The 23,546-nt window shown below is 52.9% G+C and carries 21 protein-coding genes; 4 read left to right on the top strand and 17 right to left on the bottom strand.

What is annotated here, in order from left to right:
• Positions 1 to 86: 86 nt before the first annotated feature.
• Positions 87 to 746 carry a GNAT family protein gene (locus tag NST69_RS02390; protein WP_342548386.1) on the bottom strand — a complete coding sequence of 220 codons (660 nt, stop codon included), beginning with the start codon at positions 744 to 746 and terminating at the stop codon, positions 87 to 89.
• 24 nt (positions 747 to 770) lie between these two features.
• A complete protein-coding gene (locus tag NST69_RS02385) occupies positions 771 to 1,688 on the bottom strand; it encodes an AraC family transcriptional regulator (RefSeq protein WP_342548385.1) in 918 nt (305 codons plus the stop codon).
• Positions 1,689 to 1,754: 66 nt separating this feature from the next.
• Between NST69_RS02385 and NST69_RS02380 the strand changes: the two genes are divergently transcribed.
• A complete protein-coding gene (locus NST69_RS02380; RefSeq protein ID WP_342548384.1) occupies positions 1,755 to 2,309 on the top strand; it encodes a histidine phosphatase family protein in 555 nt (184 codons plus the stop codon).
• A 323-nt stretch (positions 2,310 to 2,632) separates the two neighbouring features.
• Complete coding sequence (locus NST69_RS02375; RefSeq protein WP_342548383.1) at positions 2,633 to 3,163, top strand: ClbS/DfsB family four-helix bundle protein; 531 nt, start codon at positions 2,633 to 2,635, stop codon at positions 3,161 to 3,163.
• A gap of 54 nt (positions 3,164 to 3,217) precedes the next feature.
• Here the strand turns inward: NST69_RS02375 and NST69_RS02370 are convergent, their stop codons facing one another.
• From NST69_RS02370 to NST69_RS02345, 6 genes are all read right to left on the bottom strand, one after another.
• Complete coding sequence (locus NST69_RS02370; protein WP_342548382.1) at positions 3,218 to 3,466, bottom strand: hypothetical protein; 249 nt, start codon at positions 3,464 to 3,466, stop codon at positions 3,218 to 3,220.
• Positions 3,456 to 5,021 (bottom strand): glycosyltransferase family 39 protein, encoded by a 1,566-nt coding sequence (locus NST69_RS02365; RefSeq protein ID WP_342548381.1) that lies wholly within the window; start codon positions 5,019 to 5,021, stop codon positions 3,456 to 3,458. The genes NST69_RS02370 and NST69_RS02365 overlap by 11 nt, the downstream gene beginning before the upstream one ends.
• A gap of 228 nt (positions 5,022 to 5,249) precedes the next feature.
• The gene (locus tag NST69_RS02360) at positions 5,250 to 6,110 is read right to left on the bottom strand and encodes an SUMF1/EgtB/PvdO family nonheme iron enzyme (protein WP_339253617.1); all 861 of its coding nucleotides are present in this window, start codon (positions 6,108 to 6,110) and stop codon (positions 5,250 to 5,252) included.
• Between the two features lie 166 nt (positions 6,111 to 6,276).
• Positions 6,277 to 6,900, bottom strand: a complete 624-nt coding sequence (locus NST69_RS02355; protein WP_209875283.1) for a glycoside hydrolase family 11 protein — start codon at positions 6,898 to 6,900, stop codon at positions 6,277 to 6,279.
• 455 nt (positions 6,901 to 7,355) lie between these two features.
• Positions 7,356 to 8,396: an NAD(P)-dependent alcohol dehydrogenase gene (locus NST69_RS02350; protein WP_342548380.1), complete on the bottom strand. Its 1,041-nt coding sequence runs from the start codon at positions 8,394 to 8,396 to the stop codon at positions 7,356 to 7,358.
• A gap of 203 nt (positions 8,397 to 8,599) precedes the next feature.
• Positions 8,600 to 9,727, bottom strand: coding sequence for an ROK family transcriptional regulator (locus NST69_RS02345; protein ID WP_342548379.1), 1,128 nt, complete (start codon positions 9,725 to 9,727; stop codon positions 8,600 to 8,602).
• Between the two features lie 463 nt (positions 9,728 to 10,190).
• Here NST69_RS02345 and NST69_RS02340 point away from each other — a divergent pair, with 463 nt between their 5' ends.
• Entirely contained in the window at positions 10,191 to 10,646 is a 456-nt protein-coding gene (locus NST69_RS02340) for a GNAT family N-acetyltransferase (RefSeq protein ID WP_342548378.1), read from the top strand.
• Here NST69_RS02340 and NST69_RS02335 read toward each other — a convergent pair.
• The 8 genes from NST69_RS02335 to NST69_RS02300 form a co-directional block, all read right to left on the bottom strand.
• Positions 10,641 to 14,024, bottom strand: a complete 3,384-nt coding sequence (locus NST69_RS02335) for a HEAT repeat domain-containing protein (RefSeq protein ID WP_342548377.1) — start codon at positions 14,022 to 14,024, stop codon at positions 10,641 to 10,643. The genes NST69_RS02340 and NST69_RS02335 overlap by 6 nt on opposite strands.
• Before the next feature lie 241 nt (positions 14,025 to 14,265).
• Positions 14,266 to 15,024: a peroxide stress protein YaaA gene (gene yaaA, locus NST69_RS02330; protein WP_342548376.1), complete on the bottom strand. Its 759-nt coding sequence runs from the start codon at positions 15,022 to 15,024 to the stop codon at positions 14,266 to 14,268.
• 81 nt (positions 15,025 to 15,105) lie between these two features.
• Positions 15,106 to 16,272 (bottom strand): GyrI-like domain-containing protein, encoded by a 1,167-nt coding sequence (locus NST69_RS02325; protein WP_342548375.1) that lies wholly within the window; start codon positions 16,270 to 16,272, stop codon positions 15,106 to 15,108.
• A gap of 58 nt (positions 16,273 to 16,330) precedes the next feature.
• Entirely contained in the window at positions 16,331 to 17,608 is a 1,278-nt protein-coding gene (locus NST69_RS02320; protein ID WP_342548374.1) for an AraC family transcriptional regulator, read from the bottom strand.
• Positions 17,609 to 17,633: 25 nt separating this feature from the next.
• The gene (locus NST69_RS02315) at positions 17,634 to 17,945 is read right to left on the bottom strand and encodes a type II toxin-antitoxin system RelE/ParE family toxin (RefSeq protein ID WP_036730717.1); all 312 of its coding nucleotides are present in this window, start codon (positions 17,943 to 17,945) and stop codon (positions 17,634 to 17,636) included.
• Positions 17,946 to 18,054: 109 nt separating this feature from the next.
• Positions 18,055 to 18,333 carry a type II toxin-antitoxin system Phd/YefM family antitoxin gene (locus NST69_RS02310; protein WP_209875301.1) on the bottom strand — a complete coding sequence of 93 codons (279 nt, stop codon included), beginning with the start codon at positions 18,331 to 18,333 and terminating at the stop codon, positions 18,055 to 18,057.
• A 48-nt stretch (positions 18,334 to 18,381) separates the two neighbouring features.
• Positions 18,382 to 20,556 (bottom strand): 1,3-beta-galactosyl-N-acetylhexosamine phosphorylase, encoded by a 2,175-nt coding sequence (gene gnpA / locus NST69_RS02305; protein WP_342548373.1) that lies wholly within the window; start codon positions 20,554 to 20,556, stop codon positions 18,382 to 18,384.
• 12 nt (positions 20,557 to 20,568) lie between these two features.
• A complete protein-coding gene (locus NST69_RS02300) occupies positions 20,569 to 21,588 on the bottom strand; it encodes a glycoside hydrolase family 88 protein (RefSeq protein WP_036730724.1) in 1,020 nt (339 codons plus the stop codon).
• A gap of 194 nt (positions 21,589 to 21,782) precedes the next feature.
• Here NST69_RS02300 and NST69_RS02295 point away from each other — a divergent pair, with 194 nt between their 5' ends.
• Positions 21,783 to 22,724, top strand: a complete 942-nt coding sequence (locus NST69_RS02295; protein ID WP_209875307.1) for an AraC family transcriptional regulator — start codon at positions 21,783 to 21,785, stop codon at positions 22,722 to 22,724.
• A gap of 111 nt (positions 22,725 to 22,835) precedes the next feature.
• Here NST69_RS02295 and NST69_RS02290 read toward each other — a convergent pair whose 3' ends face one another.
• Positions 22,836 to 23,258: an NUDIX domain-containing protein gene (locus NST69_RS02290; protein WP_342548372.1), complete on the bottom strand. Its 423-nt coding sequence runs from the start codon at positions 23,256 to 23,258 to the stop codon at positions 22,836 to 22,838.
• Positions 23,259 to 23,546: the final 288 nt, after the last annotated feature.

Below are 23,546 nucleotides of genomic sequence, written 5' to 3'. Positions count from 1 at the left end.
TATAACGGCCTCTCAGTCCGAGGGCGAGTGGTAAATCTGTCTTTCTCAAAAGATAAGAATTTATATGCTTCGCGCTATCATTATCCTTATCTTTCTCGCTGAAACGGTACCGTCCTTATAAAGGACGGCAATGCCGTTTCCACTTGCAAAATAAGGGCCTCATAGTCCGGTTGTAGAACCTTCATATACTCTTCCCTAAGCATGCTGTAGATCTCCAGATCGACAACCCCCTTGCCGGACCAGAGGGCTGCTTGCCGCAGCATCCCTTCCTTGACATATCCGTTCTTCAGCAGCACCTTCTTGGAAGGCTCATTATTCAGCATCACTTCCGCTTGAATTCTGTTCACCTGAGCCTGCTGGAACAGGAATGCTGTCAGCAGCTCAACGGCTTTGGAGGCGAGGCCCTTCCCCCACTGGGCTTCCGCGAGGAAGTAGCCAATGGTGACCATATTGACCCTCTGATTGAAGTCACAGGCTTCAATAATCCCGAGCAGGTGCGTATCGTCTGCTGGGGCGAAGATGCCCCACTTGATCCGCGATCTTTTGCCATAATCCCGTTCATAATGACCGATCATGCTCTTGACTGTAGTCTTATTGTGCTTGGGGATAATCCCGCAATATTCGAACACATGGTCATTGCTGTAAATCTCGAACAGCCCGTCCAGATGCTCCTCCTCAATCTTGCCCAGTACCAGCTCCTCTGACCTTAAGACAGGGAACTGGTCAAACACTATCTCCATCTTCACCCGGGGCACTCCCTTCTCTGATCCTTAAGCGCTTGGCCTAATGGGGACGTACAAATCAACCATGCACTTGCCCTGCGGGTCCTGCGCAGGATCATTCAGACAGAATTCCAGACATGGCCGGTCATCGGCTTCATAGACGCTGCGAGGTAACCATACGCTGAACATAGTATCGTACGCAAGGACAAATCTATCTACCGTATCATAGTAGGAATACACCGCATACAACCCGCCGGATAGAGTCTTGTATTCTACCTCCTTCCGGGGAGCTTCCCGTTCGAATCCCTCCGGGAGTGTAACACAAGCATCATAGCGGCAGGCAGACTCTTCCGTAAGTTCCCCGTCGTCCAGTGAGATTCCGATGAACTGCTGATTCGCCGGATGGAACCCTTGCTGAGCTGCCCAGCGGCTTAGCTTGTCCCATGCGTGATATGTGTCCAGATACCTTCCAATATGCCTGACATAAGCGACCTCAACTTCTGCAATTTCTCTAAGTTCTACCATACTGTCCCATGCCCTCCTTAACAGCGGATTACCTTCTGCTACATTGTAATCCGCCAGGGCGGCCGGCTCTGCCTGCTTATTGCTGAGGACTGACGGGAAATTGCTATGTTTCTGCCCGCTATTCCTGATACTGCTGGGCGTACAGCCGAAATGCCGTTTGAAATGAACGCCCAGCGCAGATACGGATTCGAACCCGCAATTCCCCGAGATTTCCAGAATGGTCAGGTTCGTCTCAGTCAGCAGCGCCCACGCCCGCTCAATGCGCTTCCTGGTTACGAAGGCCATGGGCGTCATGCCCGTGAAGGCTGTAAATATTCTGGTGAAATGATATTTGGAGAAATGGGAGACCTCCGCCAGCTGATCCAGCCGCAGCGGCTGGCTGCTGTGATTTTCTATGTAGGCAATAACCTGCTTAATCCTCTCCCCATACTGCTCCTTCATCGCTGAATCCTCCGTCTCCTTCGTGTTACAATACTGTACAAATATAAATGGATGAGGCGATAGTCAATGGTTACCACTCTCTACTTCGTACGACATGCCCACTCTACTTATTCTACCGATGAATTGAATAGACCTTTATCTGAGAAGGGGCGGGCAGACGCCTGGAGAGTTACCCGACTACTCCTCCATGAGAATATTAATATTCTAATCTCAAGTCCCTATAAACGGGCTATACAGACCATTCAGGGACTGGAGAAACCGCTTGGGACTACGATTGTAATCAAAGATAATTTTAAAGAAAGAGTGTTGTCTGCAGAGCCTGTCACCGATTTCGGGCAGGCAATGTCTAAGGTGTGGGAGGACTTTTCCTTCGCCTGGCCGGGAGGAGAATCCAATCTAGTTGCCCAGAATAGGGGCGTACAAGCACTCTATAAAGTTTTGCAGCAATATAAAGGAAATTCGATCGCTATCGGAACGCACGGTAATATGATGGTCCTGATCATGAATGCTCTGGATAAGCGTTATGATTTTAGCTTCTGGAAGCAGTTAGAAATGCCCGACATCTATAAGCTAAGCTTCCATGAGGACAAGCTTGTGAGTGTACAGCGTATTTGGCACTAGTAGATTATCAGATTCATACCATTGGCGTGCTTAGATGCACTCTGTACAACTAAATCGTCTGAATTACAGCCAAATATCCGTTTAGCTGCATTTCGTACAATTAAACTCCCCTCTATACCGGGGTTCTCACCATTGGGGCAAATTTAGTTGTACAAACTACAGTTAGAAGAGGAAAAGTCTCCTTTTCACGCTTTTTAATTGTATAAAATACAGCTATCACTGAAAATCGGCTTCAATGTTACTCATAGTTTCTAAATGCCCGGTTGAACTGGACAGACTGTTGTCACAACCCTGTGGTATACCAGAGGAAAGGAGGGATTGTTATGGCAAGCTATGAATACTCGTCCCGACAGGAGCTGATAGACACGATCCATAATCTGTACCTGCTCTTGGATGCCGAGTATGACGGAATTAACAATACATATAAGGATACGCGAATTCCCGAGGTGGACAAAACCCCAGCCGAGATCATCGCGTATCAGCTGGGTTGGCTGGAGTTGGTGCGGAGCTGGGAGAAGAATGAGCTGGCGGAACGAACAGTCCAGATGCCCGCTGCGGATTACAAGTGGAATCAGCTCGGCGGGTTGTATCAGTCCTTCTACAGTAAATATGCGCAGTATTCTCTGCCTGAGTTACGAGAACTCTTCCGGCAAGCCGAGCAGCAGTGGCTGGACTGGATTGGAACATTAACAGAGGAGGAACTGTTCATCCAGGGCGCACGTCAATGGACCGGAACCAAGGAGAACTGGCCGATGGCCCGGTGGATTCACATTAACTCGGCGGCCCCGTTCAAGACCTTTCGGGGGAAGATCCGCAAGTGGAAAAAGCATTGTCCTGAGGGACTCACAAAATGAAATAGTGGGATTATGACAAAGGGGCACAACAGCTTAGCGTCCACTGCTTCGCAATCATTGCGTGCTGTCTGCCCTCCCGTCTGGCCCTGGCATCCCCCTTCTGCCAGGGCCTTCCCGGTTCATTCCCCTGCCCCCATCCTTGAAGTTGGTGCCGCCGCCGTTCATGCCGGGGAACCCGCCGGGCCGGGAATTGAAGTCTGCACTGGTAATATTCTGAGCCGTGACTGCTTCGCAGGAAGTGAGCAGCAGCGAACAGCTAAGCATACTAATCATTAAGGTGATGTAATATTTCTTAGGCCGCATGATTAGACCTCCTTGTCCCGGTCAGTAATACATATACGTCTTGAACACCCAAGTAGGATAAGACAAGCAGCAGCGGATACACAGGATACAGATACCGGGACTTAATCTCCCAGAGCAGGTAGAACCCGATGAAGCCAAGAATCACCAGAAGGAGCGGGGTCTCCGCGAAGCGCTTAGCCCGCAGTCCCCGGATTAACCGGATCAGAATGAAGACGTACATCAGGAAATTCTGGACATATAAGGCCCACAGCAAGCCGCTCCGATAGGCGGAATCGCCTTGAAACAACCTGCTTGCAGCTGTGGAATAGCTGTAATGGCCCATCACCATGCCGCCCCTCCCGCCAGTTGAGGAGGCTGCTTCATTTCCAATCCCGTAGCGTTCCATCTGATACGTCCCTTCCGTCCAGGTCCAGATCAGCTTTTTATAATACATTTCTGCAAGCCCGGTTAAGGTCGCACCGGAGAGCTTGCTGCGGATAGACGCCTTGAACAATTCTACACTCTCCGCCTTATTATAGCCGGCCTCCTGTTGGTAGATATTATAGCTCTCCCGGTCATCCCAGAACCCGAGTGTCTCCAGATTAATCCCCATATTCAGCCACATGTACACTGGAGCAGAATTGCTGGACGGCGATTCGTCCACAATGCCTGTTGCCTGAAGTGCCGTATTCTGAATCCAGGCAGGAAGAACCCACAGCAGCAGCGTTACTCCAAGGGCGGCAATGACCTTCTTCACGCCAATCGCCCGCAGGTTGAGGAGCAGACTGAGAACAATGGCAATCAGGAAGATCATACCTATACTACGGAAGTAGTTGCCGAGTGTCAGCAGTACTGCCGCGAACAGCATATCCTTCATGGATCTTCTGCGGATGAACCTGACTCCGAAGTAGAGCGCGCTGGTGAGCAGAGCCGTGGCAATTCCATCATTATAGATAAAGTTGCTCATGAACAAAGCCGGAACATAGGTCGCAGCCACAATCAGAAGGCCATAGTTTTTCCTGCCTGATTTAGGATTCAGCTCTTGGCAGAGCAGATAGATAACCAGCGTGGTGACGAGCGAGAAAAGAATATTGAAGCTTTTGATCACCAGATAATTGTCCGGGAACAGAAGCAGCAGCGTCTTCAGATACAGCACGAAGGAGAAATTGAACGGGAACATGTACAGGTATCCGCCTGACTGAAAGGAGGAATAGTCCTTGTCATAGAGCATAGCCCAGGCCAGGGACAGCACCGTCTGTGAATCATCTGTAGGCATACGGCTGAACAGGAAAATAATCACGAGCTGCATGGCACCAGACAACAGCAGAACGGCTGGAATAACCTTCGCCCGGCTATACCCTTCAAGCTTCCGGGAGAGTCTGTACAGCACAAAGCCCAGTACCAGAACAACTACAATCCATAGCAGGAACACAAGCGGCTGCTGCCCTTCCAGCACCGCCCGGTCTCCATACACGGAATAATTATATTTTGCCCGGAACAAGAAGGATGAAGCGATGAACAGCCCAATGAACAAGGCGAGGATGAACGTTACGATTTGCTGGATTCTTTTTACCATGATACCCTCCTGATCGGCAGCGTCCGGCGAGTCTTTCGCATGTGCCTTAATCCATATACGGAGTATACATAGTGAATCTGAATGTAAGTTGAAAGGATGCTGCCTGAGCATAAAAAAACCTCCGGGTCCTCTCCAGCCGCCGCATCCATAGATGCGCTCATGCCGGAAAAGCTTCCCGAAGGCTTGCTGCTTAAACTATTCTGTTCCTGTTGAATACGTACGGGTGAATCACTTGCCAGCTACAGCCCGAACCACACGAAAACCCTGGTCATTTCCCCGGCTGCTCGGCTCGAATTTGCCGCGGAAGGATACCTCTGTGTTGTTCACCCCGCCGATCCAGCCGCCGCCCTTCACCAGCCGGACCGAGCCGCTCTTGCTATTCGGATCAGATTCTCCATACCAGTTCCAGCACCATTCCCTTACATTCCCTGACATATCGTACAGTCCCAGCTCATTGGGCTGCTTGAGGCCCGTATTCCTCGGCTGGCTATGGTTGTTCTCAATCGCAGGCCAGTTCCAGTCTCCGGTCAGGAATTGATCGCCGGAATTCCTCCAGTACCAGGCAACCTCCTCCGGATTGCTGCTTCCGCTATACGGGCTGCTTGTGCTCATCTGGCCTCCGCCTGCTGCATATTCCCACTCGGCTTCTGTCGGCAGACGGTAACCGTCCGCCCCTTCATTCACCGTTACAGTCCATTTCATGAAATCCCGGTCACTTGTATTATTCGGATCGACCGTGTTCTTGTCTATATTATAATAGGGGGCCAGGCCTTCCTTCACACTCCGCTCATTGCAGTACTCCACGGCATCATACCAGGTTACGCTCTCTACCGGCAGCTTATCTCCTTTGAACTGCGAGGGGTTATTCTTCATCACTTCCAGCCATTCTTGCTGGGTGACCTCATATTTTCCGATGTAGAAGTCCGGGAGGGTCATCTCTGTCCCGTAATAATTGGATTTCGTATCCTTAAAAGTACCGCCTTCCACCCGCACTAAACGCTCATCAGCGGCAGGCTTCTCCTGCGAGCAGGCACTGGCTATAACCGCGATTGCCATGCACAGAATCAGAATCATTAATGGTTTTCTCATGAATACCTCTCCTTTGGAGCAGATGGGCAAGGTACAGGACTTAAGCGTAGTTCGGTGCGCGAAAATGATAAGGCCGGCAGCTTGTACACCCGGCCGGCCTTAGCCTGTCAACGATTAGCTGAACTTACGGCACTGCCGGAACAGCAAGTGCCGGTCAGCTTGTCCATTACCACACGGTTACGTTGGAGGAGCCGCTGCTCTGGTAGCCTTCGGTAGCCAGTACCTGGTAAGACCAGCTGCTTCCCAGATTCATGCCTTTGCTCTTCCAGGCATTCACGTGGTTGTTGAACGTGATCTGAACGTTGCTGCCGATCGGTCTTTTGGATTGTCTTACACTCCAGTACTGAGGGAATGTGGCATTTCCGTCAATCGAAGGAGCATCGTAACGCATTGTGGTGTAGATATCGTAGGTACCCCCGTCACTGTTCACAGTGCCTTTGAACTGGCCGGTAGGTCTGTAAGTCCCCCAGCTATCGACCACGTAATATTCAATAAGGGCATTCCGGGTCCATCCGTAGAAGGTCAAATATCCGTTACCGGAAGGTGAAAAGACACCCGCGTTATAATTCACCACCCGGTTCGCCGTGCCGTAGGTCCAGCCTTTACCGACTACGAAGTTCCCGGTGTTATACCAGTTCACACTGTAATTGCCGCCCGATCCGTTCACCGCATTCACAGTTCCGCCGCCATCGGTCCAGTTCTGCCAATAATCTGTTGCGCCTGCTGTCGCTGCGAACGCGCTGAAGCTGAGTGCCGCTGTCATTAATACCGTCAGAAGTTTCTTTTTCATTGTAAATTAATACCTCCCGATTATAATGGTGTTTGCTTGCAGCTTGCTTCTCTCCGTAGAATATAACTTATCCTGATGGTTATACCATATATTTACTTGTCCTCCTTTCGAGATGATTATATCTAGTAAGCGTTTACATTTCTCTCTGCAAACTAAAGATTAACCCCCAATTTTTATTGATATTATGAAATTATTGGGTCTAATCGACGGGATCTTTGCTCTCGCGGGAAGCAAGTGGCGGAAATTCGGGAAATTTCGGCAGCGGCGGACTAACATTGGCTCCTTCAGCCCACCAAAGGGATGGGTCCCTTTCTTCCACCTCGTCCCGCCTTCATATCCGCCCAACGCCAAAAAGCCGCCCCGGAACGGGACAGCTCAACACTCAGCTATAGCTCACTTGCCACTACTGTCAATATTCATTCATCGCTACATACTCACCGTTCGCCTGCAGCCGCTTAGCCCATCCGAATAACAGCCTTGACCACATCCTCCTTATTGTTGATCACATAATCGAACGCTTGCTGCGTCTCCTCGAAGTCAAATTCGTGGGTGACGATGCCCTTGACGTCAATCTTGCCGTCCGCGATGGCTCCGATGGCCGCCGGATAGAGGTTGCGGTACCGGAAGACCGACTTGATGTCGGCTTCCTTGAACATAATCTGCATGAAGTCAAAGTCGATGATATCCTTGGCGGCCAGGCCGACCAGGACGATGGTTCCGCCTCTTTTGACCAGATAAGGAGTCTGCTTCACCGTATGCTCGCTGCCTGCCGTCTCAATGACCTTATCCACGCCCGCGCCATCGGTCCAGGCCGCAATGACCTCCAGTACATCCTCCTGTCTGGCGTTAATCACCCGCGTAGCCCCTAGCTTCATCGCCGCCTCCAGCCGCTTCTCAATGATGTCCACCACTACAATCTCCGTAGCCCCGTATGCCTTGCAGGCCAGCAAAGTGACCAGCCCGATGCAGCCCGCTCCCAGAATCACCACACGGTCCCCCAGCTTAACGCCGCCCTGTGCCGCAGCATGGAGTCCCACCGCCAGCGGTTCCACCAGCGCCCCCTCCTTCGAAGACACATTATCCGGCAGCTTGAAGGCCATGTTCTCCGGAAAAGCCATATAATCCATCAGACAGCCATGATACGGCGGCGTAGCCAGGAACTGTACATCCGGACACAAATTATACTTGCCGCTCTTGCAGAACTCACATTGTCCGCAGGTCACACCAGGCTCCAGGGCCACCCGGTCCCCCACCTTCAGATGCTTCACGCCAGGGCCAAGCTCCACCACTTCTCCGGCGCATTCATGCCCCAGAATGAAATCTCCGTTCACCACGAAATCGCCGATCCGGCCATGCTCCAGGTAATGCACATCCGAGCCGCAGATGCCGACAACCTCCAGCTTCACAATGACCTCGCCCGCTTGGGCTACAGGCATGCCGATTTCCTTCATTGCCATTTGCTTCAGATCTGTCATATAACAAGCTCTGTTCTTCATCCATTTCTCCTCCTCAGGGACATTAGGTACTCTTAGTATAATAATATACTTTTATAAAACTATTTAAATAAGATTATAATCAGATTTAAAGTGAAGTCAACAAAAACTCCCCCAGAGAAGGACAGTGCCGCGATTGCAGCAACGTCCCTCTTCTGGAGGAGCGGGGAAAGCAGATATTGTATTAGGGTAAGATCAACCCGGATCTAGATGCTGTCGATAAACTCCGTCACCAGCTCCAGAGCAGCGCCCACAGCGGTGGCTTCAAGCTTATATTTACAGACCCGCAGGTAGGAACCGTCCTGTTCGAAGGTGTTCTTACGCGCTGCTAACGCCTGAAGATCATCGATGTATTCCTCCATGTAAGCCCCGGCATAGCCGCCGAGAATCACATCGCAATCGTACAGCATCCGCAGGTTATTCACTGTAATGACCAGATAGCCCACATACTCCTGCCAGATGGCCTGCTGCTCCTTCTTGCCCTCTCCCAAGAGCCTGAAGAATTCCACAATACTGCCCCCGGTGCTGTCCGAGAGGAGTCTCGCGGAGCAGTAGGCATCGACGCAGCCCTTCTGCCCGCAGTAGCAGGTCCGGCCTCCAGGCAGAATTGTCATATGCCCGAACTCCCCGCTGCGGTAATTCTGGCCTGCATAAATCTGATTACCTACTATAATGGCACCGCCCACGCTATTGTTAAGGGACAGATAGACCACATTGTGTATGTCCTGCTCTCCCCACAGTTCAGTGAGTCCCGCCGCATTCGCATCATTGCTCAGGACGCAGGGATACGGGATGTATTCGGCGAACCGCCGGACACTGCCTCCCTTGAAATCTATGACTGTAGCATAGCTCACTGTCTGCCGGTCCCCGGATAGAATCGCGGGCAGCGCAATGCCTACACCGAGAATCTGGCTGCGGTCCAGCTGACAAGCCTCTATGAAATCCTCCACCAGATTGCCTACTCCCCGGAAGTAAGTCTCCTCATTCGCAAATGGATAATGATTCCTGACATTCTTAATGATCCTGCCGCTCAAGTCAATGACGACAATTCCCACATGATTCAGGGTAACATCCAATCCGACAGCATAACCCGCCACCCTGTTGCAGGCCAACGACTTGGCCTTACGGCCTCCGGTAGATTCATACAGCCCGGTCTCCTCAATCAGCCCGCGTTCCTGCAGCTCCTTGAGATTCTGTGTCACGGTGGGAAGACTTAGACCTAGCGCCTGCGCAATCTCCTGAATGGAAGTGGATTCACGGTGATACAGGTACCGGTAAATGGCGTTCCGGTTCATCTTTTTAACTTCCATACTATTCAAGCGATGTGTCGCCATTCGAATCCCCTCACTTTTACAAATGTACTTTATAATTTTATACATATAATATGCAATCACACCCGTTATAGCAATCATTAGCCGCTTTAATTGTGAATAATTTCACGTAAGTGGTTTTATTGTATCAAGAATTGGAAGTCCCGTCATTAATCTTTTGGGACGATGGCCTTAATTCGCCCCTCTTTTCGCAAGTATTCGCATGTTAACGCCGAGGGCTGCCGTGATTGTTGCCAGGCCGGAACAAATAAACGCCATTCCGCCATTCCGGATCAGCCGCTGACGGGTCATCATATCGCTTCATCTCGATTCTTATTTATTCTTAATGCTATAATCCAAGTGGAAGCGGCTTTGCCGTCCTTTTAAAGGACGGTACCGTTTCAGCGAGAAATAGAAGGATAAGTTATCGTGTGCAACATATAAATTCTATATTTTAAAAAAATGGATTAAGGAGAACGCTAACGCTATGAACCCGAACCAGATACAGAACCTTACAGACCAAAATCGAAACCAGACACTCTCCCAAGAACTGCTAGTCATCTGGGAGAACTCTGTGAAGGCTACAAACCTGTTCCTCACCCTGCAGGATATTGAAGACCTGCGTCCCTTGGTTCTGCAAGGGATTGCAGAGATCCAGCATCTGATTATGCATACCCAACCGGAGGGGCATCCCCTCGGCTTCATCGGGATTCAGGATCAGAAGATTGAGATGCTGTTCGTAGACCCGGCAGTCCGGGGAATGGGTATAGGCAAAAGCCTGGTGGACTATGCCATACACCACTTGAACGTGCATTCCGTCGATGTGAATGAAGACAATCCCCAGGCTACCGGATTCTATGAACATTTAGGCTTCCAGGTCTACGCCCGCTCCGAACAGGATGAGCAAGGCAAGCCTTGGCCCATCCTGCATATGCGGTTATAGCATGAACAGCCGGGATTCCCCCGCCGTCCAAATATTCAGCGCCTGTGTGCGGACTGCGGGATTCGCATAATTCCTGTACTCCCGCAGACGCTCTGACGTTTCCGGGCTCCAGCGCAGCGCGCTTCCCGCTGCTTCCAGCAAGGACAGTCCGAGATACGGAGCTTCATAAGACGGTTCTGCCCGCAGCACATCCACAATCTCAAGCAGTGTCTCCGGTGTCCAGTATCCGGCGCTGTTCTCCAGGCTGACGGCAAGCCCGCGGTACAACTCGCTCAAGAGCTGCGGCTGACGGGTTACCTCCTGCGCGACCCGCTTCACATACACGGACGCTTCCTCAACGTTACTCCAGTCGATCACTGCAATATATAATTTCAGAATCAGGCCCAGCAGAGTCTCATCGGCAGCCAGAATATCGATCATCTCCAGATACAACGGGGTAAGCTGCACCCTTGTACTCTTGGGCAGACCTGTAAGCTGGTTGATGAGCACCTGCAAGCGTTGCCGGTGGGGCAGATCTCTGTCTGCCGCTGCATTCCATTCCTGTGTCATGGGCGTTGCCGCCAGTTGCCGGCAGATCCCGGCCACAACCGCATTCACTTTGCCGTCCCGGGCGGCTTCAATCAGTGTCATCAACGCGAACTCCCAGCTGGAGCTGTCCTTCAGACCCGCAACCGCCTGAGCCGCAGCCGCCGCAACGGTACCTTCATAACCGCTTGTCCACCACTTCATGGAACTATAAGCCTGGCTGCTGACGGATACATCCGGGTGATCGGCAATGGCTATGATTAAGTCCAGATAGCGCGGTCTGTAGGCAAGCGGAAGTGCATCAGGCTGTCGGGACAACAAGCTCACTGCGATATCACGCTCTGGAGAAGCCGCGATGGCGCGCAGCACCTCCCAGCTCTGTTCATCGTCCAGCAGCCCCCTGGCAGCATGCCCTACAGCAATCACCACATCCTTATGCACAGCAGGCTTAGCGAATTCCTTCAATAGCAGCGGAAGACTGTCCTCACTTCTATACACACCAAGCAGGCGGATGGCTTCCTTGCGGACGGTGATCTTCAGCTTCTCCCGGCTCAGCAGCGCCTTCAGAGCCTGAGACAGCTGCTGCGGACTGACCCGGCGGATGCACCTTGGGATGGAGTACATCGCTACTCGGGCCCGATCACCATCCAGATGCTCCAGCAGCACAGGCAGGGATTTCTCCGGCTCCTCCAGCAGGGACAAGGCATGAAGCGCTGCCTCCGCTACCGCCACCTCTTTGTCCTGTACCAGCTCATACAGCAGCTTCGGGTTCCTATCCGGCATACTCGCCATGACTCTAATCGCTCGCGAACGCTCAAATAGGCTGTACTTGGGACCTAAAGCGATTGTGCTTAACAGGGCACCATACGCCTCCTGCTGGCGCGGCAGCCAGCGGTGAAACCCGTCCGCAGCCGGAACAGGATATACCGTTTTGCCTGAGAGGAACTTGCCCTTGATCGCAGCGCCCGACAGGTAAGGGTCCAGCCATTCCTGACGCTTCAGATGCAGATGCAAGAATACCTCGTGGATGGTAATATACGATGGATCTGCATCCAGCAGCTCCTTCACCCGTTCATCCCGCGTCTGCAGCGGCTTCAGCCAGAGCCTGGTTGCCTGTATCGCAGTTGCCTCTGTTTTGGCCCGGGTGGCTTCCCGTAAGAGCTGCTGTAGCTTGACGATGCCATAGCCTCTTTTACCAAATGAAGTTGCCAGGCTCAGCACCAGGTTGTAATTCTCACGCTTCCCCGCCTGTGCGGCGTAGGAATAGATACTGTCAAAGATGATCTCTTCCACGCCCCGCGGCATATTCTTCGCAAGGGGCGGCAAAGAGAGCTGCCCGTCCTGCTTCGCCAGCTTCTGGAGCGTGTTCAGCGCGAACTTGAACAGCTCCCCGCCCGGCTCCGCCGCCTGATGGCGCAGAATCGAGAAGGCCAATTGCTGCACAGAGTACCTAGTACCGTAGGAGGTGTCTCTGGCATCAATCACACTGTCCACTAGCACAGTAAGCGCAGGGACATGAGCAGCCTCGTACACAGACGCCGGACTCTCTGACAGCTCCTTGAACACCGCGCTCCGCACAGGGTCCTGATCATTACGGATGCGGCCTAAGGTCAGCAGTGTGGCATCCATTCCCTGCCTTGCAAGAACCGTGCTGCGGATTAGCTGCATCAGCGCCGTAGCGCGTTCGTCGGCATTCGATACCCGGGTGGCCTGCTCAAGCTGCTCACGGACCTGAAGAATGGAGCGGGCAGCAGTAATGCGCAGGGTGCTCTCCCGGTTCTCCCTGATCTCACGCAGGCCCAGCATGCGGGCAGCCTCCCGGTCACGCAGCTCATGCGGCAATACATATAGCAGCCCCTCCGGGAAAATCCACTCCCCGCGCTTCTCCTCCTCATACACAGCATCGAAAATCTCCTGGCGCTTAGATGGCGCAAGATGCTCCAGCAGCCGCGCCACATGGTGGGGCTGGTCCGCCAGCAGCTTGGCAAGCTGCGACCACTCGTCCATGGAGAGGAGCTTCGCCCGCTTGAGCACAGCTTCAGGCACACCGTAAGTCATAAGCTCACCACGCGTCTGTGTCCGCATCAGCAGCTCATACACCGCGCCTGGTCTCAGGCGCATCAGTGTGCCGAGATTCGCCTTAAGCGCAGGCGGCAGCATGTCTGCCGGTCCATGGTTCATCGCATAAGCCAGCACCAGGTCAGGCTTGTGATTGCATAGATGCTCCAGCGCGGAGGAGAACCTTGACCAGACCGTCCCCTTGGCCCTAAGCGGAGCTGCTTCCAGCTCTCTGGTGAAATACTCCGCGACCACCTCCAGGTGGCGGCTGGTCAGCTTTTTCCAATCCTTAATGGCGTACCCCAGCTCAACAAGCCGCGCGCGGACGGTTGCCTCTGAGCAGGCCTGCAGCACAATCGCCGCCTCTTCCGGGCCCCACCGGGCCTGTACCACTGGCAATAACCGTTCCGCCAGCTCCTGGCGGTTCATCAGGGCTACCGTGCGCAGCAGCTTGCGGCGGCAGTCCTGTGAGAGCTGCGGAAGCTCGCGTTCAATCTCTTCGCCTGAGGCGACTTTGGGCAGCAGGCCCGCAGCCATATTCCGGATGCTTGCCATGGGGTGCTTCAGCCCCGCCAGAATCACAGAAGCATCCAGCGTGGCGATCGCCCCCATCAGGGCCAGACGCGCTTCATAAGCCCCGTCCTCCAGTAAGGAGGTAAGTAACTGTGAATATTCCGGGGACCCCAGGTGATCGCGGCCTAGTCCTGTGACTGCTTTGATTCTATCGGAATACCCCAGTGCATCCAGCTCCCCCAGTAAGCGCTCTTTAGTAAGTGGGCCTCGTCTCCTAATCATAAGTCCTCCTCCTGAATCTGTTCTCAGTTATTCCTTATTTTACAAAAAGCGAGCTTCCGCCCGCAACAAGTGGAAACGGCTTTGCCGTCCTTTTGAAGGACGGTAACGTTTCAGCGAGAAATATAAGGATAAGTTATTGAGTGAAGCGTATAAATTCTTATATTTCAAACAAAAGGGTAACCCCGAATCCGGTGCTTCCACCATCTTCAAGATTACCCTCTATACTGCTCACTCTATCAGTCTACTCTTTGTCTTGCTTCGCCTGGACGAACACATACGTGTTCTCGTCCGACAAGGCCGCTTCATACCGGAAGTCAAACCCGTTGAAGCCCTGAATCTCCTCGACGCTGGTAATCTGCTGCTCCGCCATGAACCGGACCATCTCACCCCTGGCCATCTTGACCAGCGTCGCCCGCTCCACCACCTTGCCGCCGATCTCCTGACCGAATACTACGCTAACCATCCGGACATGGCTGCCCAAGTACGGAGAGATGCATTTACTGTATTCCTTGGAGGCCAGATTCACAATCGTGTCAGTCTCTGCGAACAGCTGGTCCGCTAATCTTCTGTTCCAGAACTCATAGAGGGTACTGAAGCCCGGCCCGCCGAGCTTGGCCTGCATCTCCAGCCTGTAAGGGACCACCCCGTCGAACGGCCGGACGATGCCATAGAACCCGGACAGTATCCGCAAATGCTGCTGCAGATAATCCAGCTCCTCCGTCTGAAAAATCCCCGGCGCCATGTATTGGTACTGGATGCCCTCATAGGCGAAGATCGCCGGGGTCAGATTCCGGGTTAGATCCATCTCTTCAATCCGCTGCATATTCAGCGCAGCAATAGCATCATTGCATTTCCACAGCGCCTTGGCTTCTGCGTAACTGAGCTTACGAAGCAGGGCCAGGAGCGTCTGTGACTCGTTTAAGAACTGCGGAGCCTGGCGGGATTCCAGGAAATCCGTGTCCGCCTTCATCTTTTTGGCAGGTGAAATGATGATTCTCATGATACGCTCTTTTCTACCCCTACGGGAAAATAAATGTACCTCTATACTATCATATTATCTCCACGCCGGCCCCCGGCCAGGTTATTCAGCAGTAAGCGGTACGAAGACAGAGGCACAGTTCGCCTGGCGGAACCGGGCAATCACATGCCTGCTCCAGTCGCGCGTATACTCAGGGTGGGCGCTGAGGTACAGCTCCTCCAGATGATTGAATGCGGCATCGTACGGGATGCCCGGATTATCGCCGTTCACCTCAAGCTGGGTAATATGCAGATAGATGCCCCCAGGCACAGTCACCTTCTCTACACTGTCAGGAAGGCCATCGAAGCTGCTGACTCTTGTGCCGAAGCAGGAATTCACCTTCCCCTCCTCCCCGCTGTTCACCGGAAACCCGTAATAGTCATGCAGATAATACCGGGCTGCCCCGGTGGCGAATACCTGATCCTGTACGCTAAAATATTTGGTAATCACAAACTCTTCATCCTCCGGCAGCGTCATGCTGCAGGCAATCTTCATCTCCGGCAGCGTCACCGGCTTGAAGCGCAGGGAGCTGAACTGCTCGGCCGTATTCCCCGGCAGGATCACCGGCTCGTATTTGGTAAGAATATCACCGGACTGGTCATATGTATTGAAGCTAAGGCCAGCGGGATTATAGACATAACCCGTATCCTTGCGGAATTCACCCACAAAATATTCATCGGCGTGCATCCGTTCCTCGTGGCCGGTCCGCCCGGCGCTTTTCGATTCATTGATCAGAACCTTGGCATACCGGCAAGCGGGTACGGTCAGCGTCTCTGTATACTCCGGCAAATGAGCAGGCAGCCCCTCGAAGCTGCTCACCTCCATGCCCACAATCACTTTGTAGTTGCCATCCCCCTGAACCCCGGTGCGTACTGTGACGATCTCCCGGCCCTTAATTTGGTGCTCTATCAGACTGGAGAGCAGTGCAATCTCTCCTTCTGCCGCCAGCTTTTTCGTATAAAAGTAATCATTAATCGTACCGCCCGCCTGCCCGGAATCATAATACCCGCCATAGCCCCGGCTCTCATACGATATCGGCAGCGCAATCCCCACGACCTTCATTTCCGGCCTGTCCACAATGCTGCACAGCTCCGTAACCTGCTCTACATGAACCTCACTTAACATCTCCATCTGCTTCAGCTCCTCCACCATTCTCAGGATTACCGGCTTCACACGTGGACTATAGCCGTCAGCTCCTTGCTGCGGCAGTGCTTGCTTACTCAGATTCATAGGTCAGCTCCTCTCCTGGTTAAGCTCAAGTATAGTAGCTCGGGGTGCGTAAATATTATCACTTCTTAACATCTTTCAGCTTCATCCACACGCTCATGGTTATGGCATCCGGGCGGCCCTGGGCTACTGTCTCATAGGTGGTAAAAGCAAGCGCCTCCTCCCTGCTCCATCCGCACTCCTCTATCCAGCTCTCCAAAAGCGCGATAAACATTCCCCGGTCCCCATAGCTGCTGCTCTCAAGCACCGCATACCTGCCGGCGGGAGCCTGCAAAATCTGAAGGCCGCTATCTCTGGCCAGCGCTATAGCTTGCCACCGTTCCAGCCGGACTCCGCAGGTATAGCGGCCGCCATGCTGGATGACGCAGAACAGGCTTGCCGCTCTTAGTACCTCAGGATGATAACGTGAGCAATAACTCATCACGGCTGCCGCTGCCTCCTCCTCCGCCTCCGCCTGCTCCCCTTCCCTTGACGCAGCCAGAAATTCAAAGCCTGCACTGAAGCTCACACTGATCTTGTCATAATCCGTCCGCTTCCTCACCGGCACATACAGAATCAGCTTCTTCACCTCGCAGCCCTTGCGGATGTACTCTTCCCCATAGTCCTCCTCTTCCTGCTCGAACATGCTGCTCCTCAGCCACTTCAGAACCAGATAGTCCCAGGCCAGTCCGATCTCAGCCTCATCGTTTCGGACCGCCAGCTTGGCACAGGTGAAGCTGTGTTCTGGGACCACCTCCAGCTCCCGGAAGATACTTCCGGTTAAGCTGTGCATCAAGGCCGGGTCATGCTCCACCGCAAGCTCATAACAGAACAAGCCGCCCTGCGGCTGCCCGTCTCTCCCGAAGAGTCTGCCCTGGTAGGCAGGGAGAAGAGCGTATAACGATTCCAGCGCTTGCTGCTCGATGCCGCTGTGCTTGGTTGAATAGAATTTCATATGTATGGTTGCAGGAAGGATCTCTGTGCTGACGGTTACCTGCCGGACGGCTTCACTGTCGAATCTGGGGAAGAAATAGCAGGCGGTACTTTTTTGATAGGCTAACGGGGTTAAACTTGTGGCTGATTTCACATACTTGCATAAGGCTTGCTGGGAGCTGTAGCCGCAGGCGTATGCAATCTCGGCAAGCGGACGCTGTGAGCTCCGGATCATCCCGAGCGCCACCGAGAGCCTGCGCTTGCGGATGTACTCTTTGACCGAGTGTCCGGTGTAGGTATAGAAGTCACGGTACAGCTGCATCAGCGAGGTGAATCCGGCCTGCGCAGCTTGTTCAAGCGGAATCTCCTCATGTAGATGCTCCTCAATGAAGGCGATGGATTGTCTGAAGCGGGTAGTCCCTGGCATAGGCATTCCTCCGGCAGAATGTATATTACATCAGATCTTCATACTTGCGCTTCCCGTGAAGCACCCGTCTAATCTCAACAATATCATCTAATACAACATAGAACACGATGTAATTCTCCACAACCAAAGAACGGTATTCATCCTTTAAGCCAATCATGTTACGAGCAACAGGACTGGAGAATGGAAATAACTCTAACCTGGCAATGGCTTCATCAAACTTATCCAACAGATCATTAGCTGCATCCGGTGCAGCAAGCTCATCGCTCACATAATCCATAATATCCTGCAAATCGGACAGTGCCAATTTCAGATAACGCAGTTTATACTTTTTGTCCATGTGGGTCCTCCCCTAATTCGCCCAAATAACACCTGATCGCAGTTGGCTATAGACTACATGAATGGAATAACTTAAGGACCCTAAATAAAAAAAACGCCTTGGCAGGGCGTTATTGATCTGATTTATTCCGAATCTGCATTCGCAAATTATTAAATACTTCAGAGTGACTGTAGCGCTCCTTAGAGGTATCGGCTTCATGCTCGGCTTCTTTAAGTTTCATGATAATCTCTTGATTCTGCTGAATATTCTCATATTGTTCGATACTCATCACTACCATATCCCCATAACCATTTTTGGTTAAGAAAACAGGCTCATTATTCTCATGAACAATCCGGGATATTTCAGCAAAATGGTTGCGCAAGTCGGATACGGGCCGAATCTGTGGCATTAAACTCCCCTCCTTTTAGCGCTATTTTATCATAATTATGATAACGATTCAATTCCTCCCAATCACCCGAATCACCGTATCAAAAGCTTCCAGCTCCACAACTTGCGGACCATAGTCCGTCTCGATGGTGGTCTGCTGCGGCTGGCCGCTATTGTTAATCACAACCAGACGCTTGCTCTGCGGATAATACGCACACTCGGTGTAGAGATTATCCGGAAGGTAGCGGGTCTCCTCCAGCTCATTGCCGGCAAAGCGGATCAGATTCAGCAGCAGGCGGGTATTCTCCCAGCTGAAGGCAAAGGATGACAGGTAGATGCCCTTCCCTTTTCCGAAGCTATTCACAGTCAGGGCCAGCTTGCCCTCTGCCTCACGGACCACCGTAGCAGCCCCGCCGGTCAGATAGACATTGTCCTTCGGCCGGATGCTGACGCCATCCGGCACCAGCCCCTGAACCGGCTGAGCCTCATAAGCCCATTTGCCATGCGCTACCCTGGCGCCGGTGTCCTCATCCACCCCGAGAACATGCGCCAGCCGGAAGTAGTGATCATAGCCGTCCACGGCGGAAGGCTGATTCACTCCAATGAGCGCACCGCCCTTATATACCCATTCCGTCAAGGCGTCCACTACCTGGCTGTCCTTCCAGTGGTCCCCGCCGCTCCACGCTGAACCGGCGCTGCCTGCATTGATCACCACATCCACATCCTGAAGGGCACCCTGGCGGACATCCCCGAAGTCGATGAAGCGCACCTCCACCGGCAAGCCGGACAAGGCCTCATTGATATGAATCAGGTCATGCATATACGTCTCATGGAAGTGGCCCGACAGGGTCCATGACCGCAGCTTGCCCCACGAGTGCAGAACAGCTACCTTAGTCTTGATGTGATAAGGCTCCCCCTGCCGGTGCAGCTCCTTGATCTCCCTGAATTCATCCGCAATCTTCTCCATGTACGCACAGAAATCCGGGTAAGGCTCAACCAGATGCAGATAGCCACCCAGGCCGATCCGGTCGACCGGCTCACGCAGGAGGGCGCGCCGGATGTTGATCCAGTATTGCTTCGCATCGAGTGTGGGATTGCCCCCTTCCATGAAGGTAGGTGCACCGCCCAGGCCAACCGGGAACAGATACGGATGCAGCCGGATCTCATGCGTCTCCACCTTCACCCCTGAGCAGAGCCTGGCTTCATAACCCGAGAACACGCATTTGATCATCCCGTCGAAGCCGAACTCCCCGAAGCGGTCATTGTAGGGCTCAGCGCCCACCCAGCTGTCATCGTAGAAGACATAGGCCAGCTTGCCGTGCTTATGGACAATGTCAATTAACTGCTTGCCGAACCCGATGACGAAATCATTGATAAAAGCCATATAGTCGAGCTTACGCTGCTCCGCCGGAATATGGCTGACACGGTATTTGCCGCCGTTCACGAAATCCTCTGCAGTCAGCGAATAACCGTATTGCTCCGCAAACAGATCCAGGCCCCGCGCACTAACCGTGAAGTCGTAGGAGCCCCAGTCCGAGAACAGATGGCGGTTCTGCCCGCTGCTGCCCCAGATCCAGGCAAAATTATAGAATAGAGAGGTGAACCGGACCACTGTCGTTGCCTGATGCTCCCGGCACCAGTCCTCCATCCAGTCCAGCAGGTACTGCCGGGTCCCCTTATACATCGGATCGATTTGCATCAGATGCTCTTTGTCCCAGTGATTCGTCGTGTGGTTGTACATGGAGATCTCTTCCCAGATCCGGTAGGCCATGAAGCTGACGGTATATTTATGCCAAGGTGTAATGCCGGTAAGCACCACATTGCCGGACTCCCGGTCGTAATTCCACTGCTCCCCCGGCACCTCCTTCCCGGTTGTCCGGTCATACACCTGCCAGTACTTGAACGCTTCACAGGAATCATTCACCCTGAATTGCTCCGCGAAGAAATCCTCCAGCAGATAGATGGATATGTAATCGTGCACGGCCACCTTCGGACTCGTAATCAGGAAGGTCTGCTGCAGCTTGTCCGGGTTCTTCGACGCCCAGCCGTTATGGTCGCGGATGATACACAGGGTCGAATAGATGCCGTAACCGGCATTAATAATCTCTTCTGACAACTGCGTACCGTCACTGTCACGAATGACATCGGCCCCCCAGCGTTCGGCAAGCTTCAGCGTCAGTGCTTCATAACCGGCTTCCCCCGGCAGGGTAAAAGCTCCTGTGGAGCCTGTAGATAATTTCGGCAACGGGAATTCCTCCTATTTCAGCAGATCCGACAGGAACGCAAGCGCGAGGCCCTGGCCCCAGCCCTGAGTCCAGTCCTTGGGAATATGGCGGTACCCTTCACGGTCCTTCATGACGGCCGTACCGCCCGATACATTCAGTACACGTCCGTCTTCAGTGATGTTCTCCAGAATGCCCTTCAGGGCCTTTTGCACATATTTGGTATGCAGCGGATTGCCGTTATTCACCATGGCCGCAGCGATCCCGCAGGATGCCGACACCTCTTCATAGGACTCCTCATCGTCCAGCAGCGTACGCCACAGGCCGTCCTCCGTCTGTACCAGCTTCAACGCCGCCAGCTGATCCCGGAGCGAGCACTCCACATCCATACACTGCGGGTACAGGTACCACTCCTTAAGCAGCGGCTTCACCTGCGACATCGTATAGGCTCCCCAGGCGTTTGCCCGGCCCCAGTACAGCCCGGACATATGGTCCTGCTTCACATGGTTATAGCCGTGGAACCAGAGGCCGGTGCTGGGGTCCTGTAAATATTTGATGTGCCAGTAATACTGGTTAAGCGCGTCCTGGATCAGCTCCTGATCCTCCAGCTTGCTGCCCACACGCAGCAGGAAGAACGCAGCCATGAACAGCGTATCCGCCCAAGCCTGCTCCGGGAAGTCATTGGACACCGAGACCGTATGCTGCAGCACCTGATCCCCGAACCGAAGCGCGCTCCCCCGGATATAGCCGATTTTACTCATGACAATATCCCAGTACTTCTGGTCCCCGGTCTCTTCGTACAACGTGATCAGCATATGGCCCATGGCACAGGTGTTAACCGTCCAGTCTGGCAGCCCCAGCTCAATATATTCATCTACCCACTTCACCAGCTGGTTCAGATACTCCTGGTTCCCCGTGGTCTGGTAGGCTCTGGACACCCCATAATAGGCAACGCCGCAAGGCCACTCCCATGTTAAATCCATCGCCAGTGTCTTCCTTGCCACTTTATCGATTACACTTAAGATTTCTTCCCGGTTATATTTAACTTGAAGCATGTGTATTCCCCTCTCCTGTTCCCTGCGTCTCTGAAGGCAGCTATTATCCTTCCATCCCCTTGGAAGCGCTTTACAGAATCTATTGTAAGCAGTAAAATGTTCTACATCTAAGCACATTCACATCAAAACTGCGCAGTTTCGACCCTTTATTCTTCATTCCTATTCTAACGCAAGAAGGACAGGAGCTGTTGAAGATGCCCAGAAAAAAGAAACCCGTCATTGAGTACCGCCACTACAGCCTGCCGATCCATTTCCCTGTCCTGCTGCTCAGCGGCGAACGCTGGAAGATCTCTGACATCAAGAGCGAGCACCTGCATTTCCACAACCACCTGGAGATCGGGATCTGCTATTCAGATAGCGGGATTATGGAGATTAAGGGCGAGAACGTGCCTTTTGCCGCCGGGGATGTGACCTTCCTGCCGCGGTATCTGCCCCATACGACGTACAGTTCTCCGGGTGAGGCCAGTCTGTGGTCCTATCTGTTTTTCTCGCCGGAGGATCTGTTTCAGCATTCCTTCAAGAGTGCCTACGCTGGCTTCGAGCCGAATCTCTGGGCAGTGCAGGGTGCGAACTGTATTCTGAGCAGGGAAAAGCACCCCCTCGTCTATACGCTGGCTACCTCCATCGTCCTCGAATTGCAGCAGCAGAAGCCTTACTATCAGGAGAGTGCGTACGGCTTATTGCTGTCCCTGTACATTGAGCTGCTCCGCATTCATTCTACGAACGAAGCCTTGAGCGGCCAGGAGGCCGGCCATACGCTCCTCGGTGACTTCGCTATCGCCCCCGCGCTGGAGTATATCACCCGCAACTATATGGCGCCGATGACCATCGATGACCTGGCCGGGCTGTGCCACTTGAGCACCACCCATTTCCGCCGCAAATTCCATGATACGATGGGCACCGCCCCCCTGGATTTCCTGAGCAGCACCCGGATTGAGGAAGCCTGCAAGCAGCTTAAGAGCACCGAGGATTCAATTCTGGAGATCTCTGAGAAGGTCGGCTTCCACTCCATCTCCAGCTTCAACCGCTGCTTCTCCAAGCTGATGGGCGTCCCGCCCAAGGAATGGCGCAAGGGTGCGCAGTCGGAGGCGCAATCGGCGAAAGCGAGTATTCTGGAGTTCACGGGGTGGGTGTGAGCCTCCATATCACGGGGAGGTCTTCCTCCCCGGCGGATAGACCTGCAGAGCACTGACATTTGAGGAAGGATTAGCGTTCTAATGGGGGGAGTCTGCCGCACAGCCTAAATGTTATTTTCTTGCCAGTGCTACTCTTCTTATACTTTCTTTGGTCCAGGGAGGAGCCAGAGGGTGATCCATAATTTCATCGTGGGTCATCCAATGTACGGCTTCCACTTCATCAGGACTCCGGGTGGTTGCTGTACCACTCTCGTATTCACATAGGAACACCATATTGATGACATTGCGTCCGTCCTCTGTCACGAAGGAGGAGCTATACACAAAAGTAACCGCATCCTTGATCACGATGCCAACCTCCTCATCGCATTCGCGCTTCACCGTCCGTTCGAGGATTTCGAGCGAGTTGCCCTCAATATCCACTTTTCCCCCTACAAGAGCCAGAGTTCCTCCCGCATGCTCTTCTTTGATACTCCGGGTAATCACAAGCCACTTATCTTCCTTACAGATTGCTGCTTCTACATTAACAATGAACATACCGCCATGCCCCTCTCCTGAAAATTCTGTTAAAGCCAATTATAGCAAATACCAGACCTCATATAGCAAATACAAGGCTTCCAATCGCCCGGGTAATCAGCAAGTGGACAAACGTATCTTAATTTATCGCTTTCTGGCGATTGTACGCAAACAGATGGAAAAACAGCAACTAATTCTAGTGATTGTGCCAATTCCGCTGAATTGTGATTCAATAAGTAACATTTATCCAACTACTGTCCCTTCAGGACTCGTCCGCTCTACAGCAAGTGTATAAAATCCAACTGCTTC

The sequence above is a fragment of the Paenibacillus sp. FSL P2-0089 genome (genome assembly GCF_038595095.1).
Classification (GTDB): domain Bacteria; phylum Bacillota; class Bacilli; order Paenibacillales; family Paenibacillaceae; genus Paenibacillus_AQ; species Paenibacillus_AQ silagei.
The sequence above is the reverse complement of the archived record's forward strand: the minus strand, read 5'-3'. Positions and strand labels throughout refer to the sequence as shown.